This is a genomic window from Blautia sp. CGZ-1-C1, assembly GCF_056504575.1.
Map to the genome: position 1 here is coordinate 1 of NZ_JBWLUT010000092.1, position 7405 is coordinate 7405.

Genomic DNA, 7405 nt, shown 5'->3' on the forward strand with positions numbered 1-7405 from the left:
TTCACATATTATTTGGTTTATCGATAGGAGGTATACTATATGACAGATACACAAAAGAAAGCCTGTCCCTGCTGTGAGAAGCACACAGACCGTTCCGAAGAGGAACGCAGAAAGCTGATTAATCGTCTCAAACGCGTGGAAGGACAGATTCGTGGAATTATCGGTATGCTGGAGAATGATGCATATTGCAATGATATTCTGATTCAGTCTGCTGCGGTAAATGCGGCAGTAAATGCATTTAACAAAGAACTGCTTGCGAATCATATCCGTACCTGCGTTGCCAGAGATATCCGGGAAGGTAAGGATGAGACAATTGATGAGTTGGTTGCTACTTTGCAGAGGCTTATGAAATAGAGTGACTATTCAGCAGTTTACTAACTGTGAAGATACTGAACAGTTACGAAATAGAAATACGAGGAGGAATGAAGATGGAACAATACAATGTAACCGGGATGAGTTGTGCAGCCTGCAGCAGCAGAGTTGAGAAGGCTGTATCCAAGGTTCCGGGTGTGACATCCTGTTCTGTCAGCCTGCTGACAAACTCCATGGGAGTGGAAGGAACTGCCAGCTCAGGCGAGATCATCAAGGCAGTACAGGATGCAGGATACGGCGCTTCACTAAAAGGAGCTTCCGGAGCACAGATGTCTGCATCAGCAGCGGAAGAAGCACTGGAAGATCATGAAACCCCAATATTAAAGAGAAGATTGATCGCATCAGCAGGTTTCCTGCTTGTGCTGATGTATTTTTCAATGGGACATATGATGTGGGGCTGGCCGCTTCCGGCATGGTTTAATGATAATCATGTCGCAATGGGACTGGTACAGCTCTTACTTGCAGGAATCGTAATGGTTATCAACCAGAAATTCTTTATCAGTGGATTTAAGAGCCTTTGGCATCGCGCTCCAAATATGGATACACTGGTAGCACTCGGTTCAATGGCTTCTTTTGTGTGGAGTGTTTATGCACTCTTTGCCATGACAAGGGCACAGGTAGACGGAGATTCTGCGGCAGTTATGAACTATATGATGGAGTTTTATTTTGAGTCTGCTGCCATGATTCTTACTCTGATCACAGTTGGAAAAATGTTGGAGGCCCGTTCGAAAGGCAAAACAACAGATGCACTCAAGGGTCTTATGAAACTGGCGTCTAAGACAGCAGTAGTTGTGCGTGATGGCCAGGAATCTACAGTACTGATTGAGCAGGTGCGCAAAGGTGATATCTTTGTAGTCCGCCCGGGAGAGAATATTCCGGTGGATGGTGTGATCCTGGAAGGAAACAGTGCAGTAAACGAGGCGGCACTTACCGGCGAGAGCATTCCGGTAGATAAGAATCCGGGAGATGCGGTTTCTGCCGCAACGGTAAATCAGTCAGGATTTATCAGATGTGAGGCAACCCGTGTAGGAGAAGATACTACACTTTCACAGATTATTAAGATGGTCAGTGATGCGGTAGCCACCAAAGCACCAATCGCAAAGATTGCTGACCGCGTTTCAGGAGTTTTTGTTCCGGCAGTTATCAGTATTGCCATTATCACAACGATTATCTGGCTGCTTGTGGGCAGACCATTTGGTTTCGCTCTGGCAAGAGGCATTTCTGTTCTTGTTATCAGCTGTCCATGTGCACTTGGACTTGCCACACCGGTTGCTATTATGGTTGGAAATGGAATGGGTGCAAAGAACGGAATTCTGTTTAAAACAGCAGTTTCTCTGGAAGAAGCAGGAAAGATACAGATTGTTGCATTAGATAAGACAGGAACGATCACAAAAGGTGAACCTCAGGTGACAGATCTGGTTCCGGCAGACGGAATTTCGGAAGAAGAACTTCTTACCTATGCGTATGCACTGGAGAAGAAGAGTGAGCATCCTCTTGCCAAAGCGATTCTTGCAAAGGCAGAGGAAAGACAGATCACAGCCAGAGAAGTTTCTGATTTTCAGGCACTTCCGGGAAATGGACTTCGTGCGGTATTAGATAATGAAGTTCTGACGGGCGGCAGCATGAAATATATCAGCAATCAGATATCCATTGCACCGGAACTGATATTACAGGCAGAAAAGCTGGCAGGAGAAGGAAAAACCCCACTGCTTTTCACAAAAAACAATAAACTGATCGGTATGATCGCAGTAGCTGATGTTATGAAAGAGGATAGTCCTCAGGCAGTAAAAGAGTTACAGAATATGGGAATCCGTGTTGTCATGCTTACGGGTGACAATGAGCGTACTGCAAAGGCAATCGGAGCACAGGCAGGTGTTGATGAAGTAATTGCAGGTGTACTTCCGGATGGCAAAGAGAGTGTAATCCGTTCTCTGAAAGAACAGGGACGTGTTGCTATGGTAGGAGATGGTATCAATGACGCCCCGGCACTTACCAGAGCAGATATCGGAATTGCGATCGGAGCAGGTACAGATGTTGCAATTGACGCAGCAGATGTGGTACTGATGAAGAGCCGGCTCAGTGATGTTCCGGCAGCGATTCGTTTAAGTCGTGCAACACTTAAGAATATCCATGAAAATCTTTTCTGGGCATTTTTCTACAATGTGATAGGTATTCCACTTGCGGCAGGTGTGTGGATTCCGATTTTCGGATGGACACTTAATCCTATGTTTGGTGCGGCGGCAATGAGCCTTTCCAGTTTCTGTGTAGTTACAAATGCACTCAGATTAAATCTGTTTAAAGTACATGACTCATCGAAAGATAAGAAGATTAAGCAGAATGAATTACGAGCTTCTCATATTGCAGACAGTACAGGAAATCATACAACACGCAATGCAGCTTCTGATATGGCTGACAATAATATAAACAATAATGAAATTCATGATCATAAAGATCAAGAAAATAAAAAAGAAAACAAGGAGAATAAAGGTATGACAACAATCACAGTAAATGTAACAGGAATGATGTGTGGACACTGCGAAGCACACGTAAACAAAGCAGTGAAAGAAGCGTTCGGTGTAGAAGATGTAGTTTCTTCCCACGAAAAAGGAACAACAGTGATCCATGCACCGGAGAAACTGAATGAGGATAAAATCCGCGAAGTGATCAAAGAAGCTGGTTATGAAGTAACCGGTATTACACAGGAATAAATGTGTAAAGGAGAGGCTATGGAAAATCAGATCCAGACACCACACAAAAGACGGGTGCGCTATAAAGGAAAATATCCAAAGAAATTTGAAGAAAAATACAAGGAATTACAGCCGGAGAAATATAAGGATACTATTGAGCATGTGATTCAGAAGGGAAATACTCCTGCCGGGATGCATATTTCCATTATGGTTAAGGAAATCATAGACTTTCTGAATATTCAGCCCGGAGAGATCGGATTTGATGCTACATTAGGTTATGGCGGTCATACCAAAGCGATGCTTAAATGTCTGAATGGCAAGGGACATATTTATGCTACAGATGTAGACCCGGAGGAATCTGATAAAACAAAGAAACGTCTTGCAGATCAGGGATTCGGAGAAGATCTTCTCACGGTGAAGCTTCAGAATTTCTGTACAATCGATGAAATTGCAAAGGAAGTGGGAGGATTTGATTTCATTCTTGCAGACCTTGGCGTTTCATCCATGCAGATTGATAATCCGAAAAGAGGATTTTCATTTAAAGTCGATGGACCATTGGACCTTCGTTTGAATCAGGAGGCTGGTATCAGTGCAGCAGAACGCCTGGACACCATTACCAGAGATGAGCTGGCAGGAATGCTCTATGAGAATTCTGACGAGCCATACTGTGAAGAGCTTGCCAAAGCGATAACTGATGAAATCCGTAAAGGGAACCGTATTGATACAACCACAAAACTGCGTCAGGTAATTGAAAAAACTCTGGATTTTCTTCCGGAAAAAGAGAAGAAAGATACGATTAAGAAAACTTGTCAGAGAACCTTCCAGGCGCTCCGTATCGATGTGAACCGCGAGTTTGAAGTATTGTATGAATTTATGGAGAAACTGCCGGATGCACTGCGCCCAGGCGGACGTGTAGCTATTCTTACATTCCATTCCGGAGAAGATAAGCTTGTAAAGAAAGCTCTCAAAGAAGGATACAAAGCAGGAATTTACTCTGATTATGCAAAAGATGTGATCCGTCCATCTGCTCAGGAATGTGCACAGAATGGAAGAGCCCGCTCTACTAAAATGCGCTGGGCTGTGAAAAACAAATAGCAGATTTTGTATGGCCTGAAAAGTAAATAAGGAATGATACAGAACTGGTTCTGTATATTACAGAGATAATAAAATATAAAAGAAACGGATACCCTGGTGGAAACATCAGGGTATTCTTGTTTCCGGGAATAGGATATCATTGTGACAAGCCTCTTTTGTATTATGGAAAGAAACCAGTAAGGCGTTACTGTTCACTCCGTTCACAGTAACGTAGCCAAAATTCATTCCAGATTGCCTGCGGCAATGGAATTTTGGCTTGTATGTCTCGGGATTTTGGCATATTCATGCCAAAACACCTCGCGGGATAGTGGCGTGTGAACAGTAACAGTAAGGCAACTTAGAAGATAAAGAAAAAATATTATTGTTGTACTGTATGATGAGTAAGTGGTATAATAATACAAGTTTATATTGCAGAAAAAAATGTTGTTCGTGAGAGGCTGAAAATAATGATCGAGTGGAAACAAATGACGATGCAGGAAGCAGAGAATAAAATGGAGGTGCTTCGGGAGATTTTTGATGTAGTCCGTCTCCTGAAAGGGAGTGATCTGCAGACTTCCGGAATGGAAAATAAGCTTGAAGGAGAAAAAAATCTTTGTCAGTGTTATGCTTTCTGGAATAAAGATAAAAGATGTGAAAATTGCATTTCCGTTAAAGCGCTGAATGAAAAGAAACAGACATCCAAAATTGAATTTCTTGATTCTGATATGTATCAGGTATTTGCAAGGTATCTGGAGATTGACAGTGAGCCTTATGTAATGGAAATGCTGAAAAAGCTGGACGAAAACACACTGACTGATGAGGAAGGATATGAAAAACTGACGGAAAAGCTGACTGTATATAGCGAAAAGCTGTATAAAGATGTGCTGACAGGGGCGTATAACCGCAGATATTTTGAGGAAAAAGTCAAAAATATGTCTTTGAATGCCGGAGTTGCAGTTATCGATCTGGATGATTTTAAATTGTTCAATGACACTTATGGCCATGATGGAGGAGATCTGGTACTGACAACCGTAGTGAATGTAATTCGGCATTATATCCGTCGTACGGATATTCTGGTGCGCTATGGAGGAGATGAATTTCTGTTGATCCTGCCTGGAATTGAGAAAGAAATCTTTTCACAGAAGCTTCGTATGATCCAGGAGAAGATCCATGCGACACATATTCCGGGTTTTAATCGTCTGAAGCTTTCAGTGAGCATTGGTGGAGCTATGTTTACCCACGGCAGATTGGAGGAAGCGATCACCAAAGCAGACAGATTTATGTATATGGCCAAGGGACATAAAAATATAGTAGTGACCCGGTGGGATCAGAAGCAAAATACAGACAGGGTGGAAAAAAGAAACCTGCCCCAGCTTCTGGTCGTTGATGATTCTGAAATGAACCGTGAGATACTTAAGGAAATTCTGGGAAAGGAATACCGGATCCTGGAGGCCTGTGACGGGGAAGAGGCTCTGAAGATGCTGGAGCAGCAAGGAACTGAAATCTCCCTGGTCCTGTTGGATATTATTATGCCCAAAATGGATGGATTTGAAGTACTCGCCTATATGAACAGAGATAAATGGATCGAGGATATACCGGTGATCATGATTTCCAGTGAAGGATCAGAGAGTTATATCCGCCGTGCCTACGAACTGGGTGCTTCAGATTATATAAGCAGACCATTTGATACCAAGGTGGTATATCAGCGGGTTATCAATATGATCAAGCTTTATGCCAAGCAAAGGCGCCTGATTCATCTGGTAACAGATCAGATTTATGAAAAAGAGAAAAACAACCGTATGATGACCGGGATTCTCAGTCAGATTGTAGAGTTCCGAAATGGTGAAAGCGGGCTTCATGTGCTGCATATTAATATTCTGACTCAGCTTTTGCTGGAGAGACTGATGCGAAAATCAGAGAATTACAATTTTTCCTGGTCTCAGCAGCATATGATTGCCACAGCTTCCGCACTTCATGATATCGGTAAGATTGGAATTGATGAAAAAATTCTGAACAAACCCGGAAAGCTTACAAAGGAAGAATTTGAAGCTATGAAACAGCATACGATCATAGGTGCCCGGATGCTTGACAGTCTGGAAATGTATCATGATGAAGAGATGATGAAATATGCCTATGAAATATGCCGCTGGCATCATGAACGTTATGATGGAAAAGGATATCCGGATGGCCTGAAGGGAGAAGAAATCCCTATATCTGCCCAGGTGGTCTCACTGGCGGATGCGTATGATGCCCTGGTAAGCGACCGGGTATATAAGAAAGCATATTCTCATGAAAAGGCAATGGAGATGATCCTGAATGGAGAATGCGGAATGTTTAATCCTCTTCTTTTGGAATGTCTGGTGGAAATTCAGGATAAAGTACGCAAGGAACTTGGTATTAAAGGTGTAAATGAATGTCTGGAATATCTGGAAGAGAGAAACTGTTAAAAAATTCCCTGAAGTCCCCTGTCCTGACAATAAAATACACCGGTTTATGGAGACGTTTTTCTTTCATAAATCGGTGTATTTGTTTTATGGGATTTAATTTTTCGGTAATGTATCTTTGAAATTTGAATAATCTTCTGTAATTTTCTTTACGTATGCATCATAAGCATCTTGTAAAGTATTATAGTTCGTGCCTCCTGCGTCAGCAATATCCTGATAACTCTTAGGAGCGAGATGATCTGCAATTGCCATATACGGTTTTTTTTTCATTTCGTTGGGCAGTTGTTGACTTGGAAACATAGTATTTTCCATCTGCTCGGCAGATAATGACAGGAACTGTTGTCCCTTCCGGATAGTTGCTAACGTTTACAGAAGTCCAGAAAAGATAACGTCTCTTCTGGTTCTTTCCACTGCCCAGATATGCCCAGGTACCTTTTTTTAGCGGACTGTCCTCTTTTTTATTAATTTTAAAATCGCTGGAACCATTGTTGAGTTTGTAGCGTTCGAATCAAGTCCAAAATTATTGTTGGTACTCAATGTGTTTTCCAATAATTTTGAATCTGCAAGTGGTCCCATCAAATTTTCATTCATAGCAAATGGATATTTCTTTCCGCCACTCTCGTTTCCACCTGACCATTTAAATTTTACACTGTTATCATCATTAAGGGAAATCTCACATGTTCCAGTGGCAATCGGGAATGCCTTTCGAGTTGTCAGTATCATCCTCACCTACAGTGTGGGAAATCCCGGCGATGGTGATGAGCTTTTGCGGACTGCCAGTCATCTATTTTCTGTTTTAGTTGAACTGTTCTCTTAGCCTCTCAGGAT

At 42.3% G+C, this 7405-nt stretch carries 6 protein-coding genes; 4 read left to right on the plus strand and 2 right to left on the minus strand.

Annotated features, from left to right (window positions below):
- Positions 1-39: 39 nt before the first annotated feature.
- The 4 genes from AC058W_RS07975 to AC058W_RS07990 all read left to right on the plus strand — a co-directional run bounded on the left by AC058W_RS07975 (position 40) and on the right by AC058W_RS07990 (position 6580).
- Entirely contained in the window at positions 40-354 is a 315-nt protein-coding gene (locus AC058W_RS07975; RefSeq protein WP_117676451.1) for a metal-sensing transcriptional repressor, read from the plus strand.
- Positions 355-428: 74 nt separating this feature from the next.
- Positions 429-3080, plus strand: coding sequence for a heavy metal translocating P-type ATPase (locus AC058W_RS07980; RefSeq protein ID WP_479389935.1), 2652 nt, complete (start codon positions 429-431; stop codon positions 3078-3080).
- Positions 3081-3098: 18 nt separating this feature from the next.
- On the plus strand, positions 3099-4154 hold the full coding sequence (gene rsmH, locus AC058W_RS07985; protein WP_117844392.1) for a 16S rRNA (cytosine(1402)-N(4))-methyltransferase RsmH: 1056 nt from the start codon (positions 3099-3101) through the stop codon (positions 4152-4154).
- A 446-nt stretch (positions 4155-4600) separates the two neighbouring features.
- Positions 4601-6580 carry a diguanylate cyclase domain-containing protein gene (locus AC058W_RS07990; protein WP_178761940.1) on the plus strand — a complete coding sequence of 660 codons (1980 nt, stop codon included), beginning with the start codon at positions 4601-4603 and terminating at the stop codon, positions 6578-6580.
- Positions 6581-6673: 93 nt separating this feature from the next.
- On the opposite strand, the gene AC058W_RS07995 is transcribed toward AC058W_RS07990, so the two are convergent.
- Positions 6674-6877, minus strand: coding sequence for a hypothetical protein (locus AC058W_RS07995; RefSeq protein ID WP_479389936.1), 204 nt, complete (start codon positions 6875-6877; stop codon positions 6674-6676).
- 138 nt (positions 6878-7015) lie between these two features.
- Positions 7016-7300 (minus strand): hypothetical protein, encoded by a 285-nt coding sequence (locus AC058W_RS08000; protein ID WP_479389937.1) that lies wholly within the window; start codon positions 7298-7300, stop codon positions 7016-7018.
- Between the last annotated feature and the right edge of the window lie 105 nt (positions 7301-7405).